This window comes from Uliginosibacterium sp. 31-12 (genome assembly GCF_030548425.1).
GTDB classification, from domain to species: Bacteria; Pseudomonadota; Gammaproteobacteria; order Burkholderiales; family Rhodocyclaceae; genus Uliginosibacterium; species Uliginosibacterium aquaticum.
In genome coordinates this window covers 24,097-48,650 of record NZ_JAUOOA010000013.1, presented here as the reverse complement: position 1 = coordinate 48,650, position 24,554 = coordinate 24,097, and the positions used below count along the sequence as shown (strand labels likewise).

Sequence of the window (24,554 nt, the reverse complement as noted above, 5' to 3'; positions counted from 1 at the left end):
CTATCCCACCGGGAGTAAAATCGCGGCGCCCCGGGCCCGCCCCTCAATTCATTCCTGTTTTCCGGAGAACCCATGTTCCGTCGTCTGCTGCTCGCAGCCAGCCTTAGCCTTCCTCTTGCCAGTTTCGCCGCTCTGCCGCAGCCGCCTGAAGTTGCCGCGCGCAGCTATGCCATCTACGACATGCAAAGTGGCCAGATGCTGGGTGGCAATCAGGCTGACATGCGCATTGAGCCGGCCTCGCTGACCAAGCTGATGACGGCCTACCTCAGCTTCAAGGCCGTCAAGGAAGGGCGCCTGAAGCTCGATCAGCTGCTCACGCCGTCGATCAAGGCGTGGAAGCAGGAGGGCTCGCGGATGTTCGTCGACATCAAGGTGCCGGTGAGCGTGGATGATCTGCTCAAGGGCATGATCGTGCAGTCCGGCAACGATGCTTGCGTGGTGCTGGCCGAAGCGATTGCCGGCAGCGAAGAGGCTTTCGTTGCCATGATGAACCGCGAGGCGCAGCGCCTTGGCCTGGTCAACACCCATTACATGGACAGTAATGGCCTCACCGCGGCCAACCAGTACACCACTGCGGCCGATCTGGTGAAGCTCTCCGAAGCCATCATTCACGACTTCCCCGAGTTCTATCCGATCTATTCGATCAAGCAGTTCTTCTACAACAAGATCAAGCAGGACAACCGCAATCTCCTGCTCTACCGCGATCCGGATGTTGATGGCCTCAAGACCGGTCACACCGCCTCGGCCGGCTACAACCTGGTGGCCTCCAGCAAGCGTGGCGGACGCCGGGTGATCTCGGTCGTTACCGGCACCACTGGTATGGAAGAGCGTGCGCGTGAGTCGGCCAAGCTGCTTGACTGGGCCTTGCTGAACTTTGATACCCCCAAACTCTTCAGCATCGGTCAGTCGCTTGGCACGGTGGAAGTCTTCAAGGGGGCGAACCAGCATGTGCTGGCCGGTTTTGCGGCTGACCGCTACATCTCCCTGCCACGCGGCAAGGCTGCCGAGATCAAGCAGGAAATCACGCTCGAAAAACGCCTGATCGCTCCGGTGGCTGCTGGCCAGCAGATTGGCAGCGTGCGCCTCATGCTCGATGGCCAGGCTCTTGCCGAATATCCACTTACCGCCTTGCAGGCCGTGGAGCAGGGCAGCTGGTGGCGCCGCCTGATCGACAGCATCCGCCTGTGGTTTGCCTGATCCAGTGAAAGTTTCCCCGCGCCAGGTGCTGGCTGCGCTGGTTCTTGGTCTGATGCTGCTGGCGCTGTTTGCCGGTGGAGCCCAGCCCGAGGCCGCCGGCCTGATTCCGGCGCCGTGGGACAAGCTGGCCCATCTCACCCTGTTCGCCGTGCTGGCCCTGCTGCTGCGGGGCGGCTTGGGCCTGCCCGCGTGGTTGGCGCTGTTGATCGCTCTGGGTATCGGTGCAGCAGACGAATTCCATCAGGCGGGACTGCCCGGGCGCTTTGCTGGCCTGGATGACTGGCTGGCGGATCTCGTTGGTGCCTTGCTGGGGCTGGCGCTGCTACGCCTGTGGGGAAGACGTACCCGGGCCTGAGCGCTGCTGACGGCGTAAAATCAGGTTCGCCTCCCTGGTCGCTCTCATGCAGCTCTTCCTCGATCGTCTTGCCGCCGCGTCTCCTCTCTTTGTGCTGATCTTCGCCGGCTACGCCATCGTGCGCTGGGGGGGCTGGCCGCGCAGCGTGGCCGATGCGCTGACCCGTTTCGTGTTTGGCCTGGCCCTGCCGGCATTGCTGTTCCACACGATGAGCGACTTCTCCAAGTTGCCGGCGGTGGATGCACGTCTGCTGATTGCCTTCTTTGGCGGTGCGCTGATCGTCTTTGTGCTCGGGCGTGTCATGGCGGCCCGGATTTTTCATCTGGACGGAGTCTCCGGCTCGATCTTCGCGCTCGGCTGCATCTTCTCCAACAACGTAATGCTGGGCCTGCCACTGGCCAAGGCCACACTGGGGGACGCGGCGCTGCCCAGCGTGGCACTGGTGCTGGTATTCAATGCGCTGACCCTGTGGACCCTGGTCACGGTGTCGATCGAATGGGCGCAGCACGGCGAATTCTCCGTGCGCGGTTTTGCCAAGACGGCGCGCAGCGTGGTCACCAATCCGATTGTCGCGGCGATCGTCTCCGGCACCCTGTATGGCCTCACCGGCCTGCCGCTGCCGCATCTCGTGGCCCAGCCGCTGGCCATGGTCGGCGCTGCTGCCACGCCTATGGCACTGGTGGTGCTGGGCATGGGCCTGGCCGAATACAGCGTGCGCGAAGGCCTGACGCAAAGCCTCACGGTCTGCCTGATGAAGCTCATCGTGCTGCCGCTGGTGGTGGGCCTGCTGGCCTGGGGGCTGGGCCTGCCGAAAATGGAAACGCAGGTGGTGGTGTTGCTCTCGTCGATGGCGATGGGCGTGAACGTCTATCTGATGTCCCGCCAGTTCAAGGTTTTCGAGGCACCTACGGCGGCCGGCATGGTGCTGTCCACCTTGCTGGCGGCGGTTACCACGCCGGTGGTGCTGACCGTGATCGAGGCGCTGGGCTGAGTCAGTTCCCCAGCGCTCCGAAGATCTTCTTCGCCAGTGAGCCAGCGGCCTGGGCGGGGTTCTCGCGAATGGCACGTTCCTGTTCAGCAATCATCAGGTAGAGGCCATCGAGGGCCTTCTTTGTCACGTACTGCTCCACGCTGGCATCTTCCGGCTTGAGCAGGCCGAAGCCGGCGGCCTTGCCCGCCAGTGAGTTGTATTGCTGGGTGATTGCCAGCTTGCCGGTGATCCGGCTGACGATGGGCTGGAAACGCTTGCCGAGTTCGGCACTGGTCTTCTCGCGGAAGTAGCGTGTGGCAGAGTCTTCACCACCGCTGAGGACGTTCTTCACGTCCTGCACGCTCATCTGCTTCACGGCAGCGAGCAGCAATGCCTGCGCTTCCGGTACGGCTTGCTCGGCCGCACGGTTCATGCTGGTCTCGAGTTCATCGATGGTCTGGCCCTGGCCCATCATGCGCAGCGCAGTCTCGGCTTTCTGCAGGTTGGCGGGCAGTTCGATGCGCACCTTGGGGTTGCCGAGGAAGCCATCTTCGCGCCCGAGCTGTTTCACGGCCATGCTTGCGCCCTGGGCCAGCGCTTCGCGCATGCCGCCTGTGGCGTCCTTGTCGGAGAAGGCGTCCAGCAGGCCGGCATGGGTGAGGCTGCTTGTGGCGGCAAGCAGAAGGCTGCAGACGAGGTGTTTGAAGCGCATGGAGGTTCTCCGGAGAGCTTAGCCGCAGAGGGCAAAAGCAGGGTGGAAGCTGACACTGCCCTGGGGGCAGGGCACGCAGGTAGTGTGAGTCATGAAGTAGTCGGCCGGTACGTCGGCAAGGACCAGACCTGGCTGTGGGCGAAAACCGAAGCGTCGGTAATAGGCCGGGTCGCCGAGCACGACACAGCCCTGGGCCCCGAGTTCGTCGAGGCGGGCCAGACCCGCCGCGATCAGCGCCTGGCCGATGCCGCTGCGCTGGCGGGCAGGTGCTACCGACAGCGGAGCGAGGCCGAACCAGGCATGCTCTTCGCCGCCGATCGACACTTTTGAGAAGCCGATGTGACCAATGATTTCGCCGCGCTCTTCAGCAACCAGCGAGATGCTCAGCGCACCAGCTTTGCGCAGGGCGGCAATCAGCAAGTGCTCGGTCTGCTGGCTGTGGGGCAGGCCATTGAAGGCCTGCTGTGTGATCCGGCCAATGGCGTCGACATCTGCCGCAGTTTCCGGCCGGATCTGCAGCATGCTTCAGCCTGCCGCGCAGGGCTTGACCTTGTTGGCACAGGCGGTGGCGCGTGCGCGTGCTGTTTCAACATCATCGGCGCTGGCCACGGCCACCCCCATGCGGCGGCGCTCGAAGGCTTCGGGCTTGCCGAACAGGCGTAGATCCGATTCCGGCACCTGCAGGGCCGCGTCGATATCTTCGAAGACGATCCCGGTGGCGTCCATGTTGCCGTAGATCACGGCGCTGGCGGCCGGGCGGCGCAGGCTGGTGTCCACCGGCAGGCCAAGGATGGCGCGGGCATGCAACTCGAACTCGGAGAAGCGTTGTGAGGCCAGCGTGACCAGACCCGTGTCATGCGGGCGCGGACTGACTTCGGAGAACCACACCTGCTCTCCCTTCACGAACAGCTCCACGCCGAAGAGGCCACGGCCGCCCAGCGCGGTGGTGACCTTGTCAGCTATCTCGCGCGAGCGGTGCAGAGCAACGGGCAGCATGGCTTGCGGCTGCCAGCTCTCGACATAATCGCCCCGTACCTGCACATGGCCGACCGGTGCGCAGTAGCTGGTCTCGATTTCACCCCTGGCATTGCTGGCGCGCACGGTGAGGAGCGTGATCTCGTAATCGAAATCGATGAAGCCTTCAACGATCACCCGCCCGCCCTTCACTCGCCCGCCGGTGGCTGCATATTCCCAGGCCGCGTCTACATCCGCTTCGCTGCGGATTACGGACTGACCCTTGCCGGAGGAGGACATCACCGGCTTCACCACGCAGGGATAGCCGACCTGGCGGATCGCGGCGCGCAACGCATCGATCGTATCGGCGAAGGCGTAGGGCGAGGTGGCGAGCTGAAGTTCCTCGGCCGCCAGGCGTCGGATGCCTTCACGGTTCATGGTGAGCTGGGTGGCGCGTGCGGTGGGCACCACCACCGCGAGGCCATCTGCTTCGATGCGTGCCAGCTCGTCGGTAGCGATGGCTTCGATCTCCGGCACGATGATGTGCGGGCGTTCGAGTTCCACCAGTGCGCGCAGGGCCTGGGCATCGGTCATGTCGATGCTGTGCCAGCGGTGGGCCACCTGGTGGCCGGGGGCGTGCGGGTAGCGATCCACGGCGATCACCTCGCAGCCGAAACGCTGCAGGGCGATGATGATTTCCTTGCCTAGCTCACCCGAGCCGAGAAGCATGACACGAGTGGCGGAGGGGGAGAGGGGCGTGCCGATATGCATGGTACTTGGAACTCGGAGAGGGGAAAGGGAAGGCGGGATTTTACCTGCGCGGCCGACAGCGAGGCAGGTCTGCCTCAATCTACGCCGCTGACGTCGATATCGAGGGTTTCAAAGCGCGATGTGCGGGGCGATTTTCCCTTCTCGCTGCCGCGACCGAGCAGGCGCCATACGCTGACCATGCCCTTGCCTTTGAGGCGCAGGGTGACCGGGTCTTCGAAGATGAAGCGGTACTTGAGGCGGGCGAAGGTGGTGGAATCGCACTGGATCATGCTCGGGTGACTCTCGCCCGTGATGCGGCTGGCGAGATTCACCGTGTCGCCCCACAGATCGTAGATGAACTTCTTGCGCCCAACCACTCCGGCCACTACCGGGCCGGTGCCGATGCCGACCCGGATCTGCAGATTGCGACCCTGCACGGCGGAGTCTTCGGCCAGCCAGTCACGCATGTCCAGCGCCATATCGGCAATCGCTCCGCAGGGATCGGCGAGGCTGGCGTTCAGCCCGCCGGCCACCATGTAAGCGTCGCCGATGGTCTTGATCTTTTCGAGGCCTCGCGCCTCGGCCAGTTCGTCGAACTTGCTGAAAACGTGGTTGAGCACCTTGAACACTTCGTCCGGCGGCAGGCCGGCGGCGAGCTCGGTGAAATTCACGATGTCGGCAAACATCACCGACACTTCGGCGCAGCCGTCGGCAATCGTCTCTTCCGAGTTCTTCAGGCGCAGCGCGATTGGCGCCGGCAGGATATTCAGCAGCAGGCGCTCGGAGCGGGCCTGTTCCACGGCCAAGCGAGCATGGGCCTCTTCGAGTTGGCCCTGAGTCTTGCGGCGCTCGGTGATCGCAAAGCGCAGGCACAGATAAACCATGCTGGAGAGCGTGGCGAAGTTGAGCGCAAAAAACAGTACCGAGACCTTGCGTGGAACACCGCTGGCGGGCCCCCCAAGATCTGCCAATACATAATCTGCAGCGCCGGTGAGCAGGGTGAAAATGACGTAAGCGGCAAACCATGGCAGCGACTCACGCGCACCCACGCAGAGCAGGGCGCAGACCGGCGCCAGCACGCCCCACAGAATCAGGCCGGAGGCGGCGACAGAGTCACCCAGGGCCCATTGGGCCATGAAGGGGAAGAACAGCAGCACGCTGAGCAGCACGGTGCGGAAAACTTCGAAATTGCTCCAGCGTGCGTAGATCAGCATGTTGGCCGCGATCACCAGTTGCAGGCCGAAAGGCAGGCTGGAAGGGAGTTGCGGGCCGAGCAGCCAGTAAATCAGGAGCCACAGGCCGGACGCCAGACTGACCAGGCCGCTCACCAGTGCCAGCAACCCCTTCTGCAGGCGTAGCTCGTCGCTATCCCCCGGGTCGATACCGGCGGTGCGAAGGCGGTGGAGGAGGCTGGCAGAACTCATCAGGGCGCTATTCTCGCAGACTTGTCTGTGACCAGTCGTGCTCAGGGTGATGCGCTGGAGTTGGCCGCACTGCTGGCGCTGCTCGAAGTGCTGTCGCTGAGGCTGAAACCGGCGTCCATCAGCTGCTTGAGTACGACGTAGCGCGACACGTAGAGCCCCTGATCGTCAAAACTGTCTGACTGGGTTCGCAGTACCACGCGCAGCGGGGTGCTGAAGCCGGCCGAGCGGTTGCTGATCTCGTTGGCATCGGTGGGTGTGCTGCGCAGGGTGTTCTGCACGCTGATGGCGCCATTGCCGTTGGCGCCGTGCGACCAGAGGGCAAAGGCCACCGCATCGGTGGCGGGGTCGTTGCTGTCGAGCACAACCGTGATATTGCCCACACTGGTCTTGCCCGGCGTCACGGTGAAGTTGTTTGAGACTTCGTAGCTCAGGTACTGATCCCACGCGTCCAGCCCCTGAACACCCAGGGTGCGCCAGGGCAGCAGGCCACGGCGTAGATCGCCGCTGCAAGTGCTACGGGCCGCGCCGAAGCTCGCGCCTCCCATCTGGGCTGGATCTGCCGGGCAGGGCAGGGCTCCCTGGGCTGCCGCGTAGGCCAGCAGAGCCTGTTTGGCTTCGAGCAGGGCTGCCTGGGTCTGGGCAAAGCGGCCGTGTTCGGTTTGGATGCGCAGCGTCAGCAGTGCACCGGCCGAAAGCAGGGTGATGATCAGCAGCGTGATGGCCATTTCCGCTAGCGAGAAACCTGCAGCTGAACGGGCTGACGTCATTGGCAGAGCGCCTTTCGGGGGGAGTCACTGTTCAGGGAGATGCTGCAGCGGTAGCTGGCAGGATCACTTGCATCAAGCTTGATCGAGAGCTTCGGGGCGCTGCCGGTGCTGTCATAGTTGATGAAGCGGTACCAGTCGTTGGCGCAGAGCCAGAGTGGTGTTTGGGTTGAGTCGCTGTCGTAACAGCCACTGCCGCTATCGACTTCGGCAAGCGTGGTCGTGCTGACGCCATTCTTGATTTTTGTTTCAGTGAGCGTCATGCCGCCGAAGGCAGTGAAGTCAAAACATGCCGGGTTCTTGCTGCGCAGCGTGGCCAGTGTGCCAGAGCTGCTTGCCGGGATGATCTTGTCGATGGATTTTGTGCTGCTAGCACTGCAACTACCGATCTGAGTGGGGGCTGGACTTGTATCTGTGCCGGTCTCATTGGCTAGTCGCTCCAAAACTTCGCGCAGCAGCGGTTTCATGATGTCTGCACGTGTCACGGGAAGGATCACATCATTGCTGCACTCTCCACCGATTTTGCTGCTGTCCGTGATGGCACTACGCGGCATGCATTTGCCGGTGCTGGTATTGAGGGCGGTGACGCTGGCCGAGTCGGCATAGTAGGAAATACTGCCGCTATCCTTGCCGGCAGCATTGCTAATGTCGTCAAGGCTGTCCAGAAAGGCTTTTGTCTTGCCGCTGGAGCATGGCGTAGCGGTGCTGCGCGAGCCCGCCTGCGTCAGTAAGGGTGCGCCCGGAGCTATCAGCAGGGCCATGACCGGTTTCCCATTGACCTGTATGACGGATTTGGTGTCGGGGTTGATAGGCGCTTTGTCACCGGTGTCTTTAAGTCGCTCGGTCACATTCATCGAGCGGAATACCGGGCTGATGGCGTACCAGACGCACTCATCGTTCGCGTCTTTGGCCGCGGTTTCACTGCGGCTGCTGTTCAGAACGGGTAGATCCCTATAAGGGAAGCGACCTGCCGTCTGGGCTTCGCTGGGGCTGCAGAGCAGGCTCCCCCAGCCGCCTAGCGCGGGTGTGCCATCTGCACCGATGCCGTTGTTGTCGGTGTCCGGGCAGGGCATGGCGCCAGGGTTGGCTGCCTGACTTTTTCCGCCGAACACCGCCCGGTCAATCAGACGCATGCGGGCTTCTTCAAGCGCTTCGAGCTGACGGCTGCGCAGATCACTAGTGCTGCGTTGGGCAAAGTCCTGCAAGGGGGAATTGACGGCACTGACCGTCCAGGCTGCTCCAAGCGCGAGCAGCAGGGCGAGCATGGCAAGCAGGATGTAGCCACGCTGCTGTTTCATGGCCGGATCTGCTCCGGTGCCGGAACGAGCTGGATGCGCTCACCAACCTTCAGTTCCCGCGTCTTCCCTTCGCCCACGAAGACGCTGGCCGAGCGCTCGCCGAGCGCGGCGACCGGAGCGCGATCGTGATGGGCGCGGCCGTTGATCCATACCGTGCTCTGGCCCCCGCTGCGGCGTACGATGCCTTGCAAGGTGATGCTGTCTGACTCCTGCTCTTCGCCAATGCGGGCATTGCGACGGCGCAATTCATCCAGGATGGCGCGTTGCTGGCGGCTGTGGAAGAGGCGCCCGATCCCGTTCTCCTGCGCAGTGCTTTCCGCTGTGGCTACCGGCTGCGCGTCGGCGGGCCTGGTTCCGAACAGGGCAAGGCTGGCAAGCAGGGCTGAGAGCAGGAGGGGGCGGACGCGGGTCATGGTTCTACGGTGGCTGGCGGTGTGATGCTTATCCAGTCTAGCGCGCATTCGGCGTGCAGACCGCCTCCATCCCCTCCCGTACGGTTGTTGTTGCGCACGAGCAAGCAGCGCTGCGGGTGGAGGAGTACGTCCGGCCGGGTGGCGAGGCGCTCGAGAAGGGCCAACAGATCACCTTCGTGGAGTAATTCGAGGCTCAGCTTCATCTGGCTGGCCTGCAGGTTGAAGAGGCCGGCGGCGTCAATCTTGCCCAGGCTGCGACGGGGCGCGAGGGTGAATTCCGGTGGCGGCAGACGCAGGGCGAGGGCTGCTGAGCGTACGCCATTGGCCCACTCGAGACGGTTCTCCGGGCCGATCAGACCTTGTTGGCGCAGGGTTTCAAAGCGTGCGATGGTTTCGCGCAGCGAGGCTTCATCGCGGCGGGTCGCGAGATAACGCTCATGCAGCTGGCGCGCTTCGTCGCGGGTGCTGGCGTGGCTGGCGCGAGCATTGGCCTGGCTATGCCGGGCAGCCCACAACAAGGTGGCGCCGAGGGTGATGCAGATGAGGGCAACAAGGAGGCTGCCGCCCAGATGACGCAGGGCGAGGCGCTGCAGTTCGGCGTTCATGGCTGCTCCTTCCTGATGGCCAGACGCAGTTTGAACTCGGGGCGTTTGCGCAGGGTTTCGGCATCACTGCGCAGGGTCTTGTCTGATTCCGCATCAAAAGGCTGCTCTTGCAGTACGAGTTCGTTGACGCGCGGGCGCAGATCGGCAAAGAAGGCCTGGATGCGCTGCAGTGCGGCGCGTGGGTCGGATGCGGCCGCTACAGGAAGAGCCGCATTGATGTTCAGCACCAGGCGGGCCGGGCTTGTGGTGCTGGCGGCATCTCCCGCATCCCACTCGAGTTGCAGCAGTTCGATGTCCGGAAAGCGTTCAAGGCTTTTTGAGAGTGGGAGCAGTGCGGCTTGCGGCGGGATTGCTCGGGTGTGCAGACGAGCTTCGGCTTCGACCACGCTACGCAGGCTATCGAGTGGTGCGGGCTGTGCCGGCAGGCTGGCAAGCAGTTGCTGGTAGCGGAGGTTTTCGCTCTGGATCTCGGCGAGGAGCTGGCTGCGCTGCTGCTGTAGTTCGCGCCCGTCCATGTAGTGCTTGAGTGCGCTGAGCCCGAGTGCGAGGCCGGCCAGCACTCCGAGTGCGAAGATCAGCTGACGGGCTTGGCGGAAGCGATGGATGCGGCGGCTGGCGTCCGGCGCCAGCTGGGGGGCGCGGCTTTCGCGCAGGGCGAGGCGCATCAGCAACGGCTGGCTGTCGGAAGTGGTGAGCTGTTCGCGATGGCCGATGGCCTGGCACAGGGTGTTCAGATTGACGAGATGGAATTCGAGCTGGGCCGCCTGCTCGACGGCCGCCAGCAGCGGAGCGAAGTCCTGGCGGGCAAGCAGCAGCCATACCGGCAGCCGGGTGTTACGGGTGATCCAGCGCTGGCCGCTGAGGTATTGCAGGGTTTTCTGGGTTTCGCGCAGACAGGCTTCGCCCCAGGTGGAAAAGTCCCCCTCCGGTGCCGGCGAGAGGCGCGAGAAGCGCAGGCTGCCTTGCTCGAAATAGGTTTGGCGGATACCGGCCCGGCAGAAGCTGACGATCAGGCCTTGCGGTACTTCTGGGCGCAGGAGGCCGAGCAGGGCCTGAGTCAGCAGTGGGGGAGTGTAAAGGGCGTTCAGCGCCGCTTCGCGGCCTTGGAGCTCGGCTAGCCACGGATCGAGTGCGCCCGGGCGGGTGATGCCGGTATAGAGGATGCGCTCGTCGCGCCGGCCCTCCCGTTCGCGTCCCAGCGAGAGGCTGGTGACATAGGGGGAAGCATGAAATTGCTGGGCCAGCTTGCGGGTGATGAGAGCCTTGCGATCGCTCCCGGCGACATAGGGAATGCTGTCGTTCTGGAAGCCTTCGTCGGCCAGATTGGCAAGCAGGGTGTGGGTGGTCTTGTCTGCCGTCTGCAGCCACTGCGAGAAGGTCGCCACGCCCTCGGCGCCCGTTGCATGGCGGGCGACGAAGGCCAGACGTCCGCCAGCGCTACGGTAGCTGGTGAGGCCTTCCTGATCGAGATAGTGGAGGTAGCGGGTGAGCATGCTTAGAACTTCATCTTGGTGATGACATCGTAGATCGGACCCAGCACCGAGAGGGCAACCCACATCATCAGCCCGCCCAGCAACAGGATCAGCAAGGGTTCAAGCATGGCCTGCAGATTGGCAATCGATTCACGCACATCGCGCTCGTAGAAGTAGCTCACGTTCCGCAGGGCCTGATCAAGCGAGCCGGTGTGCTCGCCTACCCGCAGCATCCTCACGACCAAGGGTGGGAAGATGCCGGTGGCGGCGAAAGCCATGGTGACATTCTGCCCTTCGGCGATGAGTTGTTCTACCCGCTCCAGCGCGTCGCGCAAGACGCGATTGCCGACCACGTCCTGCGCTACCCGGATGGTGTCGATGATGGAAATGCCTGATGCATACATCATGGCAAACAGGTTGGCAAAGCGCGAGAGAATGATCTTGCGATAGACGTTGCCGACGATGGGCAGGCCGAGCTTGAAGGCATCCCAGCGGCGGGCTGCATCCGGGCGGGTGCGTATCAGGGAGCTAAGGATCACCACCAGGCTCGCCAGGGTGGCGAGGATCAGCGGCCACCAGTTGCTGACGATGCGTGAGGTGCCCATCAGCAAACGGGTCTGCAGGGGCAGGGCAACGCCGGTGGAACGGAACAGCTTGGCGAGCTCCGGTACGACATAAACCATGGATACGAACACCGCCAGCAGAGTGACCGAGAGCACGAAACCGGGGTAGATGGTGAGCTTCTTCACATAGGAGGAGAGCTCGTCCTCGCGTTTGAGCGCTTCGTTGAGTTCGCGCAGTACGTCTGGCAGATTGCCGCTGGTTTCACCGGCGCGGACCAGCGAGCAGAACACCGGATCGAAGACATTGCCTTGTTCGGAGAGCGCCTGCGAGAGGCTGCGGCCGCCTTCGATGCTTTCGACGAGATTGGCGATCACGGCGCGCATGCGCGGATGGTCTGTGGAGTCGCGCAGATCAATCAGGGCTTCGATCAGCGGCACCCCGGCGCGGGTGAGCTGCTCGAGGTGAAAACAGAACAGACTGCGCTCGCGTACCGGCATGCGTCCGAGCCCGCTGGCCAGGCTGTGGCGCGCTGGCGAGCCGTTGATCAGATCCAGCTCCATGCGCTTGAGGCGCATCTCGAGGTCGACCAGATTCAGGGCTTCGATCTGACCCTGCACCAGACGCCCACTGGGGTTCATGGCTTTGTAGGCGTAGAGGGCCATGCAGTTCGCCTGTCTCAGTGCTCGGCGCTGAACATGCGCTCGGTGAGGTCGACCACCCGGGCGAGTTCTTCGAGCGTGGTGAGACCTTCGAGCACGCGGCGGATGCCATCCTCGGCCAGCGTACGGAAGCCCTTGGCACGCGCTGCATTGCGGATTTCACGGAAGGTGGCACGGCGGGCGATGAGCTCGTCGATATCCGCGTCCATGCGCATCAATTCCATCACCGCCATGCGCCCGCGATAGCCCTGGTAATCGCAGTGCGGGCAGCCAACGGCTTCAAACAGGCTGTGCACCGGGCGCTCCATTGCGCCGAGAAGCTTCAGTTCGTAAGGCTCTGGCGTACGTGCGCGGCGGCAATGCAGGCAAAGCTTGCGCACCAGTCGCTGGGCCACCACGCCGATGATATTGCCGGCCATGATGTCCGGCAGGATGCCGATGTCAAAGAGGCGTGGAATCGCTCCGATGGCCGAATTGGTGTGCAGAGTGGAATACACCTGGTGGCCGGTCATGGCGGCGCGAAAAGCCATTTCGGCGGTGTCCTCGTCGCGGATTTCGCCGACCAGAATGACGTCCGGATCCTGACGCATCATCGAGCGGATGCCATTGGCAAAATCCAGCTTGCTGGTTTCCGATACCGATGTCTGACGGATCATAGCCATCGGGTATTCGACCGGGTCTTCGAGGGTCATGATGTTGATGCCCTCGGAGTTGATGTGATTCAGGATCGAGTACAGGGTAGTGGTCTTGCCGCTGCCGGTGGGGCCGGTGAACAGGATGATGCCTTCCGGGCGGGCGATCATCAGTTTGAGCATGTCCAGCTGTGGATCTCCGAGTCCCAGGCGATCCAGCGGTACGATGCCCTTCTGGCGATCGAGGATGCGCAGAACGATGTTCTCACCGTGGATCGTGGGCTGCGCCGAGACGCGAAAATCCACTGGCCGGCCGCGCACATTGAGTGAGATACGGCCATCCTGCGGCGCGCGTGTCTCGGCAATGTTCAGCCCGGACATGACCTTGATGCGTACAGCCATCGCTGACCAGTAGGACTTATGCAGTACGCGTATCTGGCGCAGGATGCCGTCGATGCGATAACGCACACGCAGGAAGCTGGCTTCTGGCTCGAAGTGAATGTCGGAAGCGTCCCGTTTGACTGCATCCGACATCAACGCGTCGATCAGGCGCACGATCGGCTGGTCGTACTGGTCGCTGGCAGCCAGCGATCGGTAGTCGATCTCGCCGGTCTCGATTTCGGTGAGGATGCCATCGATCGAGAGCTCGAAGCCGTAGTACTGATCGATGGCATGCGCGATCTCGTTCTCGCCGGCCAGCAGGGTTTCGATGCGCGCTTCTTCGGGCAGCAGGGCGCGCAGTTTGTCGAGCGCGACGATGTCATCCACGTCTGCGATCGCGATAGTCAGCTGACGGGCTTCTGGATCCCAGCGCAGCGGCAGCAGGCGGTGGCGTTTGGCCAGATCTTCCGGGACCAGTGCCAGCGCATCAGGGTCGGCAATCGCCCGACCAAGATCTACCCCTTGCTTGCCGAGAGATTCGGACAAAGCATCGCGCAGTGCGGCTTCGGAGACGAAACCCAGTTGCACCAGCAGCTTGCCGAGTGCGAGGTTCGAACGATTCTGCTCGTGCAGGGCGATGCGCAGCTGATCATCGGTGATCACGCCATGCGAGATCAGCAGCTGGCCCAGCGGTTGATGGTGAAGCGGAGTCGTCATGCGGGAGCTCAGGGGGTGGCAAGCTGAGCCGTGTCGCTCAGGCTGCGGGCACGCTGGCGGGCCAGGGCTGGGTCGAAGGCGATCATGCCGGGGCGACCGGCATTGGCGGCCTGTTCGTAGTAGCGGGCGGCCAGGCGCGGTTGTTCGAGGTGATCAAGAGCGACCGCGAGGTTGTAGAGCGTGTCAGCATTGCGCTCGTCCAGCGTGTGGGCCTGGAAAAAGGCTTGCTGGGCTTCCACCCAGCGCGCTTGGCGTGCGTACAGGCTGCCCAGTGCAAACAGCGCAGGAGCAGACTCTGCTTGTTCGGCGACCAGGCTGCGTAGGCGGCTTTCGGCCGTTACCGGATCACCTTCGGCATAGAGCAGGGCCAGCTGGCTACGTGCCTGGGCATCCTTGGGGTCGGCCTGCAGCGCCTGGCGTAGTAGGCGTTCGGCCTCATTGCGCTGCCCGGCACGCAGGGCGATCAAGGCCTGGGCATTGAGGGCGCCGAGGTTGCGCGGCTCCTGACGCAGGATTTCGCCGAAGCGCTGGTAGGCCTCGGTGAGACGGCCTTGCTCGTAGGCCTCGTGCGCCTCCTGCAGCGGGCTGTTGGAGGCTTGCGCTGGTGGTGTGGTACGGCGGATCGAGCCAGGCTCCAGCGTCGGCATCTGTGCCGCAGGCGAGCCGGGCGGTGGGTTGGTCACTGCCATCGGAGCTGGCGGGCTGGATTCGTCCCGGGCCGACGGCGTTTCACGTGGGGGCTGCGGGGCTGACGTAGCGGCGCTTGAAACTGGGGTAATCATTGCAGGCTGGGCGGCGTTCAGACCAGGGCCGGCCTGGATGCCGCCGGGTTGGCTGGTGGCCCACCACAGATAGAGCGCACCGATGGCAAGCGCCAGTAGGCCGCCGCCAGCCAGAATCAGCGGCACATGATTGGGTCTGGGCTGCTTGAGTTCAAACAGATCTTTGATGGCTTCGCGTGGCGGCGCGCTGGCACTGGCGGAGGGCGTGCCGGTCGGGCGTGGCGGAATCGGTCTGCTGACGCTGAGGGGGGCGGCGGGCAGCTCTTCCAGGCGCAGTTCGGCAGAAGAGTCCGGCTGACGCTCGCCAGCATTGCGCTGAGCGTTTTCGGCTTGGCGGAGGGCGTCGATCAGCAGACTCACTTGCCCGACTCCGGCAGGGTCAGCAATCGCGGACCTGCCTCCTGATTGAAGAAGCGCTCGTTCGGCTGGCTTGCGGCCAGATTGCGATAATCTCCTTCGAGACTGGCGCTGCGGATGATTGTGGGGCGTACGAAAATCACCAGCTCGGTTTTCTTGAAGGTGTCGTTGCGGTTCTGGAAAATATTACCCACTGCTGGAATGTTTGCCAGGCCCGGTACGCTGGAGTCATCGTTGTTGAGTGCGTCTTCCATCAGGCCACCCATAACGGCGATATTGCCGTTGTTGATGCGCATCACTGAATCGAATTCGCGTGAGCGGATCAGCGGGATGGTGTTGGTGACCGTGATCGAGCTGTTGATCAGCTGAAGCGTAGGGTCGGTTTTTTCACCGATCACGCGCGACATGCTCGGGCGGATGTTTAGGGTCACCGAGTCGTCATCGCCCACCAGCGGGGTGATGGTCAGCACCAGTCCCACAGGTACCGAGTGCAGGGTGGAGGTAATGGTGGTGCGGCCGGTGGAGGTGGCGGTGGTATCGGTGGTTTCGCTCTTGTAGGTCCAGTAGATGCTGTCATCCACGACCTTCATGACCGCTGTCTGGTTGTTGAGCACAGAGAGCTTGGGGCTGGAGAGCACCTTGACCGTACCGAAGGTCTCCAACAGTTTCACCGCGCTGGTGAAGTTACCGCCAGACGAGGTGTAGCCCAGCTCCATGGTGGGCGTTGTATTGACGCCGGTAAAGACGCCGACCGCTTGCTGCACGACTTTTAGCCCGGTGTCGAAGACGTTGAGGGCGCTCCAGTCGACGCCTTGCTGGTAGTTCTGGGTCAGTTGCACTTCGGCGATGGTGGCTTCGATCAGCACTTGGCGCTTGGCGCTGTTCATGACCTTGTCGAGGAACTCCTGAACCTTCTCCTGCTGGCGTGATGTCGCGCGCACGGTGAGAACCCCTGTCTCAACGTTGGCGATGACGGATGCGGCTTCGCGGAAGGTGACCACTCGCTCCGTGGCGGCGGTGACCGTATTGGTATCGCCCGCGGTCCGCGCGAGATTGCCGGTTGGCTTGGTGGTGCTGGTGACCTCACGTCGTGTCGTGCTGCCCTGGGTGTCCACCTGGATGCTGCGCTCCATGGTGCCTTCCGGTAGCAGCTTGTCTGTTTCGCGCAGCAGATCCTTCACGTTCTGGATCAGTGATTCCCAGAATCGATTCTTCGAAATATTCTGGATACGCGCATAGGAACCGCTGCCATTTCCACTGTTTTGTGCGGAGGTGCTGTCGTCCGAGCTGCCGATGCTGGTGGCCGAGCCGATTTGGGAGGCTACCGAGACCGTGCTGTTGGTCTCGCGCGAGAGATTCACATAGTCGATCTTGTAATTGCGCAGGAAAGGCGAGTCCGGCAGCACCGCCAGATTCTGGCCGTCCAGTTCGTAACGCATATCGATCTGGCGCGAGATGCGGGTGAGAATCTGCGGCAGGGTCTGGTCAAGCGCGTTGAGTGTGACTGTGCCTTCGATCCCGGGATGGATGTCGATGTTCACCCTGGCGTCGCGCGCCAGTGCAAACAGCAAGTCCTGGGCGCGCACGTTGTTGACCACCACCGAGTAAGTTTCTTGTTTCTTTGCCGGTTTCGGGGTCGGTAGAGCAAAGCTACGCACTGCGGGCGGAGGAACATCGCCTGCAGGGCGATTTTTTTGTGCTTCGCTGGAGAGGTGTGGCGCTGTTTCCAGCTTGACGCTCGGCGTGGAAGTACAGGCGCCCAGCAGGGCGCTCAGTAGCAGGGCCGTAGCGCGGGCAGGGTATGTCACGCGAGATTTTCCCATATTGTCGACTTGGCTCCGAATCTTAGCGCAATTCATGCCACGGACCGCGGGCCGTTCGGGCGCCTTGCAGGTATATGGGCCTCTTGGGCCAGGAGGCGGCGATTTGGACGCAGCTGAATGTGAAGAGGCCCCCGTTTCCGGGGGCCTCTTCAGTTCCTGAAGCAGATTGAGCGACCGGTTTAGTCCCGGGTTTCGACCTGTTGCAGGGGTTCGTCAGCGGCTACTTGGCGTGGCTTGCGACGGCGCGGTGCCACGACCGGCTGCTCCTCCTGCACTGGGGCAGGGCGGGGGCTGTCGGCTGCGGTTTCCACCATCTGCAGCTCGGCGGCTTCTGCAGCCAGCAGGGCCTTCAAGTCGATTTGCGGAGCTGCTGGCCGGACGGGCGCGGTAACCGGGGTGACGGGCACTTCGATGACCGGCTCTGGTTGGGGCTTTTCCACAGCGATGGCAGCAGGCGTTGCGGCCGGAGCGGGTTCGGCGATAGCGATGGTAGTAGGCTGCGGCTCGGCTGCCAGGGCAGGCGCTTCGATCACGACCGGGGCGGCAGGCGCAGCCACCACTTCGGCAGCAACTTCTGCGACTACTACTTGGCTGGCGATCGGAGCGGTGAGCACTTCTTCGGTTTGAACTTGTTGCTCGTTGCCTTCAACCTGAACTTCGGCTACTTCGCTGTCGTTGCGGCGCTCACCACGGCCACGGCCACGACGGTTGCGACGGTTGCGGCCTTCGCGTTGCTCGGTAGACTGGGCTTCCGGAGCTGCCGATTCAATCGCAGTCGCTTCCGCGCTGACGGCAGCTGCGGCAACCACAGTTTCGGTGTTGACGCTCTGGGCCGCCTCACGCTGCTGTTGCTGGCGCTCGCGGCGCTCCTGGCTGCGCTCGCGACGCGGCTCATTGCGCTCGCCGCGCTGTTCGCCGGCTTCACGGGGCTGCTTCGGCACGGCTTCGCTGCGCTCCTTGTCCTGACGCTCGGTACGCTCGCCACGTTCGTTGCGATTGCGTTCCTTGTCCTGACGCTCGCCACGCGGCTCATTCCGGCTGCGTTGGCCTTCCTTGCGTTCGCCTTGCTGCTCGTCACGGCTCTTGCCGCGCGCCGCCTGGGCACCTTCGCCACGCGGTTTGCGCTCACTGTTGCGTTCGCCGCGGGTTTCGTCACGGCGGCGGCTGTCGCCACGGCGCTCGTTACGGCCCTTGGGTGCGGGTGCGGGTGCAGCCGGCACTTCGGCATCGCCGTTGAGCCAGTCAAGAATTCGGCGGAAGAATCCCTTGCCTTCGGTCTTCTCTGCGACTTTGGTGGCGGCCGGACGCGGTTCGCTGCTGACTGGAGCGGGCTGATCAGGGGTGATGCCCTTGATGGCGGCTTCCTGGCGCTGCGGCTTGCCTTCGGTGTTGGCCGAAGGCGGCGTGTAGGTGGCGTCCGCGGGCATGGAGGCCATCTTGTAGCTGGGCAGGTGGCTATCTTCCTGATTCAGCTGGTCGTGGCGCAGGCGCACGATTTCGTGGGCTGGCGTTTCCAGGTGACGATTCGGGATGATCAGCAGGTTTACCTTGTGGCGCAGCTCGATCTTGGCGATGTCGACGCGCTTCTCATTGAGCAGGAAGGTGGCGACATCGACCGGAACCTGGGTATGCAGGGCGCCGGTATTTTCCTTCATCGACTCTTCTTCGAGGATGCGCAGGATGTGCAGCGCAGCCGATTCGGTCGAGCGGATGTGGCCGGTGCCGGTGCAGCGCGGGCAGGTGATGTAGCTGGTCTCGGCCAGGGCCGGGCGCAGGCGCTGACGCGACAGCTCGAGCAGGCCGAAACGGCTGATCTTGCCGGTCTGCACGCGGGCACGGTCGAAGCGCAGCGCGTCGCGTAGGCGGTTCTCGACCTCGCGCTGGTTGCGCGGGTTTTCCATGTCGATGAAGTCGATCACGATCAGGCCGCCGAGGTCGCGCAGGCGCAACTGACGGGCTACTTCGTCGGCAGCTTCAAGATTGGTGCGCAGTGCCGTGTCTTCGATGTCCGAGCCGCGCGTGGCGCGGCCCGAGTTCACGTCGACCGACACAAGGGCTTCGGTGTGGTCGATCACGATGGCGCCGCCCGAGGGCAGGTTGACCTGACGGCCGTAGGCCGATTCGATCTGGTGTTCGATCTGGAAGCGCGAGAACAGCGGCACGTCGTCGTGATAACGCTTGACGCGATTGACGTTGGACGGCATGACCGTGCCCATGAAGGCGCGGGCCTGCTCATAGATCTCGTCGGTATCGATCAGGATCTCGCCGATGTCCGGCTGGAAGTAATCGCGAATCGCGCGGATCACGAGGCTGCCTTCCTGATAGATCAGGCCGGCTCCGTCCATGTCCTTCACGGCGCCGTCGATGGCGCTCCATAGTTGCAGCAGGTAATTCAGATCCCACTGCAGCTCTTCGGCGTTGCGACCGATGGCGGCGGTACGGGCGATTAGGCTCATACCGCCGGGTACCTCGAGTGCGTCCATGACTTCGCGCAGTTCGGCGCGCTCGTCACCCTCGACGCGGCGCGAAACGCCACCGCCACGCGGGTTGTTGGGCATCAGCACCAAGTAGCGGCCGGCCAGCGAGACGTAGGTGGTCAGGGCTGCGCCCTTGTTGCCACGCTCTTCCTTCTCGACCTGGATGATGATTTCCTGGCCTTCGCGCAGAGCTTCCTTGATGGATGCGTTGCGGTCCGCGCCTTCGCGGAAATAGGAGCGCGACACCTCCTTGAACGGCAGAAAGCCGTGACGCTCTTCGCCATAATCGACGAAGGCAGCTTCGAGACTGGGCTCGATGCGGGTGATCACGCCTTTGTAGATATTGCTCTTGCGTTGTTCCTTGGCGGCCGATTCGATGTCGAGGTCGATCAGTTTCTGACCATCAACAATCGCAACGCGGAGTTCCTCGGCCTGCGTTGCATTGAAAAGCATTCGCTTCATTTATTTCTTCTCCCGCGCGCTAAAGCGGGCAGGGCAAACCATCGTTTCTTCCTTGCGGAAGAAACAGCTAACTCAACTTGTAGGGAACAACAAACTGCTCTTCATGTGTTCTTGTGCAAGGAGTGAATCGGGTCTGCCTTACGACACCCTGAGTCGCTGGTGCGGAGCTCAAAGTGTTCCAGTCTGGTTCGCGTTCGCGCGCAAAATGGGTCGATCAATCAAATGGTTTGGGATACCATCGACCGTTTTATTCGGTCGATCATGTCCTCGCGGCGCCTGTCGCGCAGATGGGCGGGTGGCCGGCTCAGCTCGACCTGACCGCATCTGCGCGCCGGAATACTCAACGGCGCCAACCACTATCGGCCGGAGCGCGCGAGGCATTTATAGCCTGGGGCGCTGCAAACAAGCCGGAGGGGCGAAGCAGACTGGTCGGGCAAGCCGTGCAACACGGACGACCCACGGGGCAAAGCCCGCGAAAACGAAAGCAATATAACTGAAACCCATGACTTTAGGCAAAGACAGCGGCGGTGCAGCAAGCGGTAACCCGGCCGTGCGTAGGGTGACGGTGGGAGAGGAGGATGCCGGTCAGCGCATCGACAATTTCCTTCTACGCGAATGCAAGGGCGTGCCCCGAAGCCATATCTACCGGGTTTTGCGTAGTGGCGAGGTGCGTGTGAATGCCGGCCGAATCAGTCAGACCTATCGCCTGCAGGTGGGCGATGAGGTGCGTATTCCGCCCATTCGGGTAGCGGAAAGGGCAGCGCCGGCGCCACTGGCTGCTGCGGCGCGACATGAATTCCGAGTGGTGTTTGAGGACGATGCCCTGCTGGTGATCGACAAGCCGGCCGGGCTGGCCGTGCATGGCGGCAGCGGCCTGAGTTTCGGCCTGATCGAGCTTCTGCGCCAGCAGCGGCCTCAGGCAAAGTTTCTTGAGCTGGCTCACCGCCTGGATCGTGAAACCTCCGGCCTACTGATCGTGGGCAAGAAGCGTACGGCGCTCAATGCGGTGCAGGATGGTATGCGGAGCGGTGAGCTGGAGAAGCGCTACCTTACGATGGTGTCCGGGCGCTGGCTGAATCCGCTGCAGCATCTCAAGGCCCCCTTGTATAAATATTTGACGGCTGATGGCGAGCGCCGCGTGATGGTGCGTGAGGACGGCAAGCCGTCCCATAGCATCGTGCGCCTCGTGCAGCGTTGGCAGAAATACAGTCTGCTCGAAGTGGAGCTCAAGACCGGTCGCACCCACCAGATCCGGGTGCATCTGCAACACGCCGGCTTTCCTCTGCTGGGCGATGACAAATATGGTGACTTCCCGCTCAACAAGGCGCTGGCATGCGAGGGGCTGGAGCGCATGTTCCTGCATGCAGCACTGCTGCGTTTTCGTCATCCGGTGTCCGGCGAGATGCTGGAATTGAAGGCCCCGCTGCCGCTCGAGCTGGCAGCGTTTGTGCGTCATGTTGACGCAACCCAGAATAAGGATTTCGGCTGAAGCATGAAGCAACGCAATTTCGATCTGATCGTGTTTGACTGGGATGGCACGCTGATGGACTCCACTGCGACCATTGTCGATTCCATCCAGGCTGCGTGTGCCGATCTGGAGCTGCCTATCCCGTCGCGTGAGCAGGCTTCGCATGTGATTGGTCTCTCGCTGCTTGGTGCCGTGCAGGCGGTGGTGCCGGGCTTGGATGACGAGGGGTGTCAGCGCCTAGCTGAGCGCTATCGTCATCACTTCCTGTTGCGTGATCATGATCTGGTTCTTTTTGACGGTGCGCGCGAGTTGCTCGAGTGGCTGCGTAGCGAGGGGTATCAGCTGGCGGTGGCAACAGGCAAGGCGCGTCGTGGGCTCAGCCGGGTGCTGGCGAGTAGTGGCCTGGGCGCCTTCTTTGATGCCACGCGCTGTGCTGACGAGAGCTTTTCCAAACCGCATCCGGGTATGTTGCTGGAGCTCATGGATGAGCTGCTGGTGGAGGCGGATCGCGTGCTGATGATTGGTGACACCACGCACGATCTGCTGATGGCGAAGAATGCCGGCACGCACGCACTGGCGATGAGCTACGGTGCTCATCCCCGCGATCAGCTTGTGGCTGAGGCGCCGCGCGCCTTGCTGGATTCGATGGCCGAACTGCGTGAGTGGCTGGCGTGCCACGGTTGATCTGCGCGGCAGCGGACTTGCCTGATGGGGGTGATGCGCTGCGTTTCGAGTTGGAGCTGGAGGGTGTGCGGCTCCCTGCGTTTGTGCAGCGCTGGCGCGGCCAAACTTTTGCCTATGTAAACAGTTGTGCCCACATTCCGGTGGAATTGGACTGGAATCCGGGGCGTATGCTGGACGATTCGGGTGAATACCTGATTTGCGCCACCCATGGCGCCCTGTATGCGCCGGATAGTGGCTTGTGCGTGGCCGGCCCCTGCGTCGGCCGGAGCTTGCAGGCGCTGCGGGTACGCGAAGAGAATGGGCAGGTCTTTCTTATGGATGGAGCGGGCGATGAGTGAGCAGCAGCCGGGTTGGGAGCGTAACGTCATCGAGAAGTTGGCGTTCGAGAGTCTGCGTGAGGCCCGTCGGCGGCGACGCTGGAGCATCTTTTTCCGGGCTTTGGGGTTCATTTATGTCGGCACCCTGATCTGGGTGCTGATCGGTGCGCGTAACAGCAGCGAAAGCTTGGTGGATGGCGCCGAGCATACGGCGCTGGTGCGGATCGAGGGTACGATTGCTGCGGGTGAGAAAGTTGATGCTGAGTCGGTCTTGCCTGCTCTTCGTGCGGCTTTTGAGGCCAAGCAGGCCAAGGGCGTGCTGCTGTTGATCAATAGCCCTGGCGGCAGTCCGGTGCAGGCTGGACTTATCAATGACGAGATTCATCGCCTGCGCAAGCTCCATCCGGATAAGCCGGTGCATGCTGTGGTCGAGGATGTCTGCGCCTCGGGCGGTTATTACATCGCTGTGGCTGCGGACAAGATCTTTGTGGATAAGGCCAGCATCGTTGGTTCGATCGGTGTGCGCATGGATGGCTTCGGTTTCACCGGCACGATGGAGAAGCTGGGGGTCGAGCGGCGCAGCATTACGGCGGGTGAGAACAAGGCTTTTCTTGATCCCTTTTCGCCGCAGAATCCGAAGCATGTCGAGTTTGCCAAGGGCATGCTGGCAGAGGTGCATCAGCAGTTCATCGACGTGGTGCGCGCAGGGCGTGGCAAGCGTCTGAAAGAGTCGCCGGAGATGTTCTCGGGCTTGTTCTGGAGTGGCGCGAAAAGTATCGAGCTTGGACTGGCCGATGGCTTAGGCTCGCTCGATTCGGTGGCGCGCGATGAAATCAAGGCCGAGAAGATCAAGGATTACACGCGCGGCGAAAACGTAGCCGAGCGCATCGCAAAACGCTTCGGTGCCGATCTCGCCGGCGGCGCTATGGGTACGCTGGAGCGTTTCGGCTGGCGCTGATCAGCTCGCCAGTAGCAGGAAAACTACGGGCTGCCGGTCCAGATCAGGCGGCCCGTTCTTCTTCCAGTCACCCACTCGGCGCGTCATGACCCATTCGCTGGCAGTGGTCAGGCTGCGCGCTACACATATCAGGGTGTCTTCGCGGCAGGTTTCGAGCAGGCTGGCGAACATGGCGAGATTACGGTAGGGCGTTTCGATGAAAAACTGGGTGCGTGCGAGCTTTGCGGATTCGCGCTCCAGTGTCTGGATAGCGTTGCGGCGTTCGTCCGGCTTTTGTGGCAGATAGCCGTGAAATGCGAAGCCCTGGCCATTGAGGCCGGAGGCCATCAGTGCCAGCAGCAGCGAGGATGGGCCGACTTGCGGGATCACTCGAATACCCAGCGTGTGGGCGCGGCGCACGATCAGCGCCCCGGGGTCGGCTACGGCAGGGCAGCCGGCTTCTGACATCAGGCCGCCGTCGCGTCCGGCGCGGATCGGCGCGAGCAAAGTGTCGATGCTGCGCGTATCCAGCTGCTCGGGGAGTTCATGGATCTCGGCGCTCTGGATGGCGCGGCTGTAGCCCAGGCGCTTGAGTTCGGAACGTGCAGTCTTGGCGCGCTCGACGATGAAATAATCGAGCACATCCAGCGTGGCGAGGACGTGAGGGGGGTGGGTCTTGCTGGATTCGCCTGGACCCAGTCCGACTGGCAGCAGATGCAGCAGGCCGGGGGTGTTGCTCTGGCTCATGGGATCTGGATTCCTTCGGCGCGCAGCATGCGGGAAAGCGCAATCAGTGGGAGACCGATCAGGGCTGTCGGGTCATCGCCGCGCATGTAGTCGAGGAGGCTGATGCCCAGGCCTTCGGACTTGGCGCTGCCGGCGCAGTCCAGTGGCTGCTCCCGCTCCACGTAGCGACGAATTTCCGCTTCAGTCAGTTTGCGGAAGCGAGCTGTGACAGGCACTCCCTCTAGCTGGCTATAGCCGGTGCGGCTATTGAATAAACAGACGGCAGTGTGGAAGGTGATGGTGTCGCCGCTCATGCTGCGCAATTGGGCGATGGCGCGCTCGGCTGTGCCGGGTTTGTCGAAGCGCTCATTGCCGCGATGGGCGACCTGGTCTGAGCCTATGATCAGTGCGTCTGGAAAGCGCCCTGCGACCGCGCGCGCCTTTTCTACGGCAAGCCGCTCGGCGGTGGCGACCGGGCTTTCTCCATTGAGCGGTGCTTCATCCACTTCCGGGCGGGTGGTTTCAAAAGAAAGGCCGAGGCGCTCCAGCAACTCGCGGCGGTAGACCGAGGTGGAGGCCAGGATGAGGCGGGGGGTATGCATGAGTGGCGCCGGTCTGCGTGGCCGGATTAGTCTTTGACAGGAACAGCCAAAA

At 62.8% G+C, this 24,554-nt stretch carries 23 protein-coding genes; 7 read left to right on the top strand and 16 right to left on the bottom strand.

Annotated features, from left to right (window positions below):
• Nucleotides 1-72: 72 nt before the first annotated feature.
• Genes Q3Y64_RS18470 through Q3Y64_RS18460 form a run of 3 tightly spaced genes read left to right on the top strand, consistent with a single transcriptional unit; the run spans nucleotide 73 to nucleotide 2,543 of the window.
• Nucleotides 73-1,197 (top strand): D-alanyl-D-alanine carboxypeptidase family protein, encoded by a 1,125-nt coding sequence (locus Q3Y64_RS18470; RefSeq protein ID WP_170022930.1) that lies wholly within the window; start codon nucleotides 73-75, stop codon nucleotides 1,195-1,197.
• A gap of 4 nt (nucleotides 1,198-1,201) precedes the next feature.
• Entirely contained in the window at nucleotides 1,202-1,552 is a 351-nt protein-coding gene (locus Q3Y64_RS18465) for a VanZ family protein (RefSeq protein WP_216821786.1), read from the top strand.
• 46 nt (nucleotides 1,553-1,598) lie between these two features.
• Nucleotides 1,599-2,543 carry an AEC family transporter gene (locus Q3Y64_RS18460; RefSeq protein ID WP_303564206.1) on the top strand — a complete coding sequence of 315 codons (945 nt, stop codon included), beginning with the start codon at nucleotides 1,599-1,601 and terminating at the stop codon, nucleotides 2,541-2,543.
• A 1-nt stretch (nucleotide 2,544) separates the two neighbouring features.
• On the opposite strand, the gene Q3Y64_RS18455 is transcribed toward Q3Y64_RS18460, so the two are convergent.
• From Q3Y64_RS18455 to Q3Y64_RS18390, 14 genes are all read right to left on the bottom strand, one after another.
• On the bottom strand, nucleotides 2,545-3,234 hold the full coding sequence (locus tag Q3Y64_RS18455) for a DUF4197 domain-containing protein (RefSeq protein ID WP_303564203.1): 690 nt from the start codon (nucleotides 3,232-3,234) through the stop codon (nucleotides 2,545-2,547).
• An 18-nt stretch (nucleotides 3,235-3,252) separates the two neighbouring features.
• Entirely contained in the window at nucleotides 3,253-3,756 is a 504-nt protein-coding gene (locus Q3Y64_RS18450; protein WP_303564199.1) for a GNAT family N-acetyltransferase, read from the bottom strand.
• Between the two features lie 3 nt (nucleotides 3,757-3,759).
• Nucleotides 3,760-4,959 (bottom strand): formate-dependent phosphoribosylglycinamide formyltransferase, encoded by a 1,200-nt coding sequence (gene purT / locus Q3Y64_RS18445; protein ID WP_101944124.1) that lies wholly within the window; start codon nucleotides 4,957-4,959, stop codon nucleotides 3,760-3,762.
• 74 nt (nucleotides 4,960-5,033) lie between these two features.
• On the bottom strand, nucleotides 5,034-6,362 hold the full coding sequence (locus Q3Y64_RS18440; RefSeq protein WP_101944123.1) for an adenylate/guanylate cyclase domain-containing protein: 1,329 nt from the start codon (nucleotides 6,360-6,362) through the stop codon (nucleotides 5,034-5,036).
• 41 nt (nucleotides 6,363-6,403) lie between these two features.
• Entirely contained in the window at nucleotides 6,404-7,129 is a 726-nt protein-coding gene (locus Q3Y64_RS18435; protein WP_303564194.1) for a hypothetical protein, read from the bottom strand.
• Nucleotides 7,126-8,424 (bottom strand): hypothetical protein, encoded by a 1,299-nt coding sequence (locus tag Q3Y64_RS18430; RefSeq protein ID WP_101944120.1) that lies wholly within the window; start codon nucleotides 8,422-8,424, stop codon nucleotides 7,126-7,128. Before Q3Y64_RS18430 ends, Q3Y64_RS18435 begins: the two co-directional genes overlap by 4 nt.
• On the bottom strand, nucleotides 8,421-8,837 hold the full coding sequence (locus tag Q3Y64_RS18425) for a hypothetical protein (protein ID WP_303564192.1): 417 nt from the start codon (nucleotides 8,835-8,837) through the stop codon (nucleotides 8,421-8,423). Before Q3Y64_RS18425 ends, Q3Y64_RS18430 begins: the two co-directional genes overlap by 4 nt.
• Nucleotides 8,834-9,442, bottom strand: a complete 609-nt coding sequence (locus Q3Y64_RS18420; protein ID WP_303564189.1) for a hypothetical protein — start codon at nucleotides 9,440-9,442, stop codon at nucleotides 8,834-8,836. The genes Q3Y64_RS18425 and Q3Y64_RS18420 overlap by 4 nt, the downstream gene beginning before the upstream one ends.
• Nucleotides 9,439-10,935 (bottom strand): hypothetical protein, encoded by a 1,497-nt coding sequence (locus tag Q3Y64_RS18415; protein ID WP_101944115.1) that lies wholly within the window; start codon nucleotides 10,933-10,935, stop codon nucleotides 9,439-9,441. Before Q3Y64_RS18415 ends, Q3Y64_RS18420 begins: the two co-directional genes overlap by 4 nt.
• 2 nt (nucleotides 10,936-10,937) lie before the next feature.
• Nucleotides 10,938-12,140, bottom strand: coding sequence for a type II secretion system F family protein (locus tag Q3Y64_RS18410; protein WP_101944113.1), 1,203 nt, complete (start codon nucleotides 12,138-12,140; stop codon nucleotides 10,938-10,940).
• 14 nt (nucleotides 12,141-12,154) lie between these two features.
• A complete protein-coding gene (locus Q3Y64_RS18405; RefSeq protein WP_101944111.1) occupies nucleotides 12,155-13,867 on the bottom strand; it encodes a GspE/PulE family protein in 1,713 nt (570 codons plus the stop codon).
• 8 nt (nucleotides 13,868-13,875) lie between these two features.
• Complete coding sequence (locus Q3Y64_RS18400) at nucleotides 13,876-15,009, bottom strand: lipopolysaccharide assembly protein LapB (RefSeq protein ID WP_303564181.1); 1,134 nt, start codon at nucleotides 15,007-15,009, stop codon at nucleotides 13,876-13,878.
• Nucleotides 15,006-16,814, bottom strand: coding sequence for a pilus (MSHA type) biogenesis protein MshL (locus Q3Y64_RS18395; protein WP_254048286.1), 1,809 nt, complete (start codon nucleotides 16,812-16,814; stop codon nucleotides 15,006-15,008). The genes Q3Y64_RS18400 and Q3Y64_RS18395 overlap by 4 nt, the downstream gene beginning before the upstream one ends.
• A 194-nt stretch (nucleotides 16,815-17,008) precedes the next feature.
• Nucleotides 17,009-19,768, bottom strand: coding sequence for an Rne/Rng family ribonuclease (locus Q3Y64_RS18390; protein ID WP_303564180.1), 2,760 nt, complete (start codon nucleotides 19,766-19,768; stop codon nucleotides 17,009-17,011).
• A gap of 502 nt (nucleotides 19,769-20,270) precedes the next feature.
• On the opposite strand from Q3Y64_RS18390, the gene Q3Y64_RS18385 reads away from it, so the two are divergent.
• From Q3Y64_RS18385 to Q3Y64_RS18370, 4 genes are read left to right on the top strand one after another with little or no spacing between them, the layout of a single operon-like run.
• Nucleotides 20,271-21,257 carry an RluA family pseudouridine synthase gene (locus Q3Y64_RS18385; protein WP_101944104.1) on the top strand — a complete coding sequence of 329 codons (987 nt, stop codon included), beginning with the start codon at nucleotides 20,271-20,273 and terminating at the stop codon, nucleotides 21,255-21,257.
• Nucleotides 21,258-21,260: 3 nt separating this feature from the next.
• Nucleotides 21,261-21,920, top strand: coding sequence for an HAD-IIIA family hydrolase (locus Q3Y64_RS18380; RefSeq protein WP_101944102.1), 660 nt, complete (start codon nucleotides 21,261-21,263; stop codon nucleotides 21,918-21,920).
• On the top strand, nucleotides 21,899-22,258 hold the full coding sequence (locus Q3Y64_RS18375) for a Rieske 2Fe-2S domain-containing protein (RefSeq protein ID WP_101944101.1): 360 nt from the start codon (nucleotides 21,899-21,901) through the stop codon (nucleotides 22,256-22,258). Before Q3Y64_RS18380 ends, Q3Y64_RS18375 begins: the two co-directional genes overlap by 22 nt.
• Nucleotides 22,251-23,195, top strand: coding sequence for a S49 family peptidase (locus tag Q3Y64_RS18370; protein ID WP_101944099.1), 945 nt, complete (start codon nucleotides 22,251-22,253; stop codon nucleotides 23,193-23,195). The genes Q3Y64_RS18375 and Q3Y64_RS18370 overlap by 8 nt, the downstream gene beginning before the upstream one ends.
• Here the strand turns inward: Q3Y64_RS18370 and Q3Y64_RS18365 are convergent, their stop codons facing one another.
• Together Q3Y64_RS18365 and Q3Y64_RS18360 are read right to left on the bottom strand one after the other, a co-directional pair.
• Nucleotides 23,196-23,921: an SAM-dependent methyltransferase gene (locus Q3Y64_RS18365; RefSeq protein WP_303564170.1), complete on the bottom strand. Its 726-nt coding sequence runs from the start codon at nucleotides 23,919-23,921 to the stop codon at nucleotides 23,196-23,198.
• A complete protein-coding gene (locus Q3Y64_RS18360; protein ID WP_303564169.1) occupies nucleotides 23,918-24,502 on the bottom strand; it encodes a nucleoside triphosphate pyrophosphatase in 585 nt (194 codons plus the stop codon). Before Q3Y64_RS18360 ends, Q3Y64_RS18365 begins: the two co-directional genes overlap by 4 nt.
• Nucleotides 24,503-24,554: the final 52 nt, after the last annotated feature.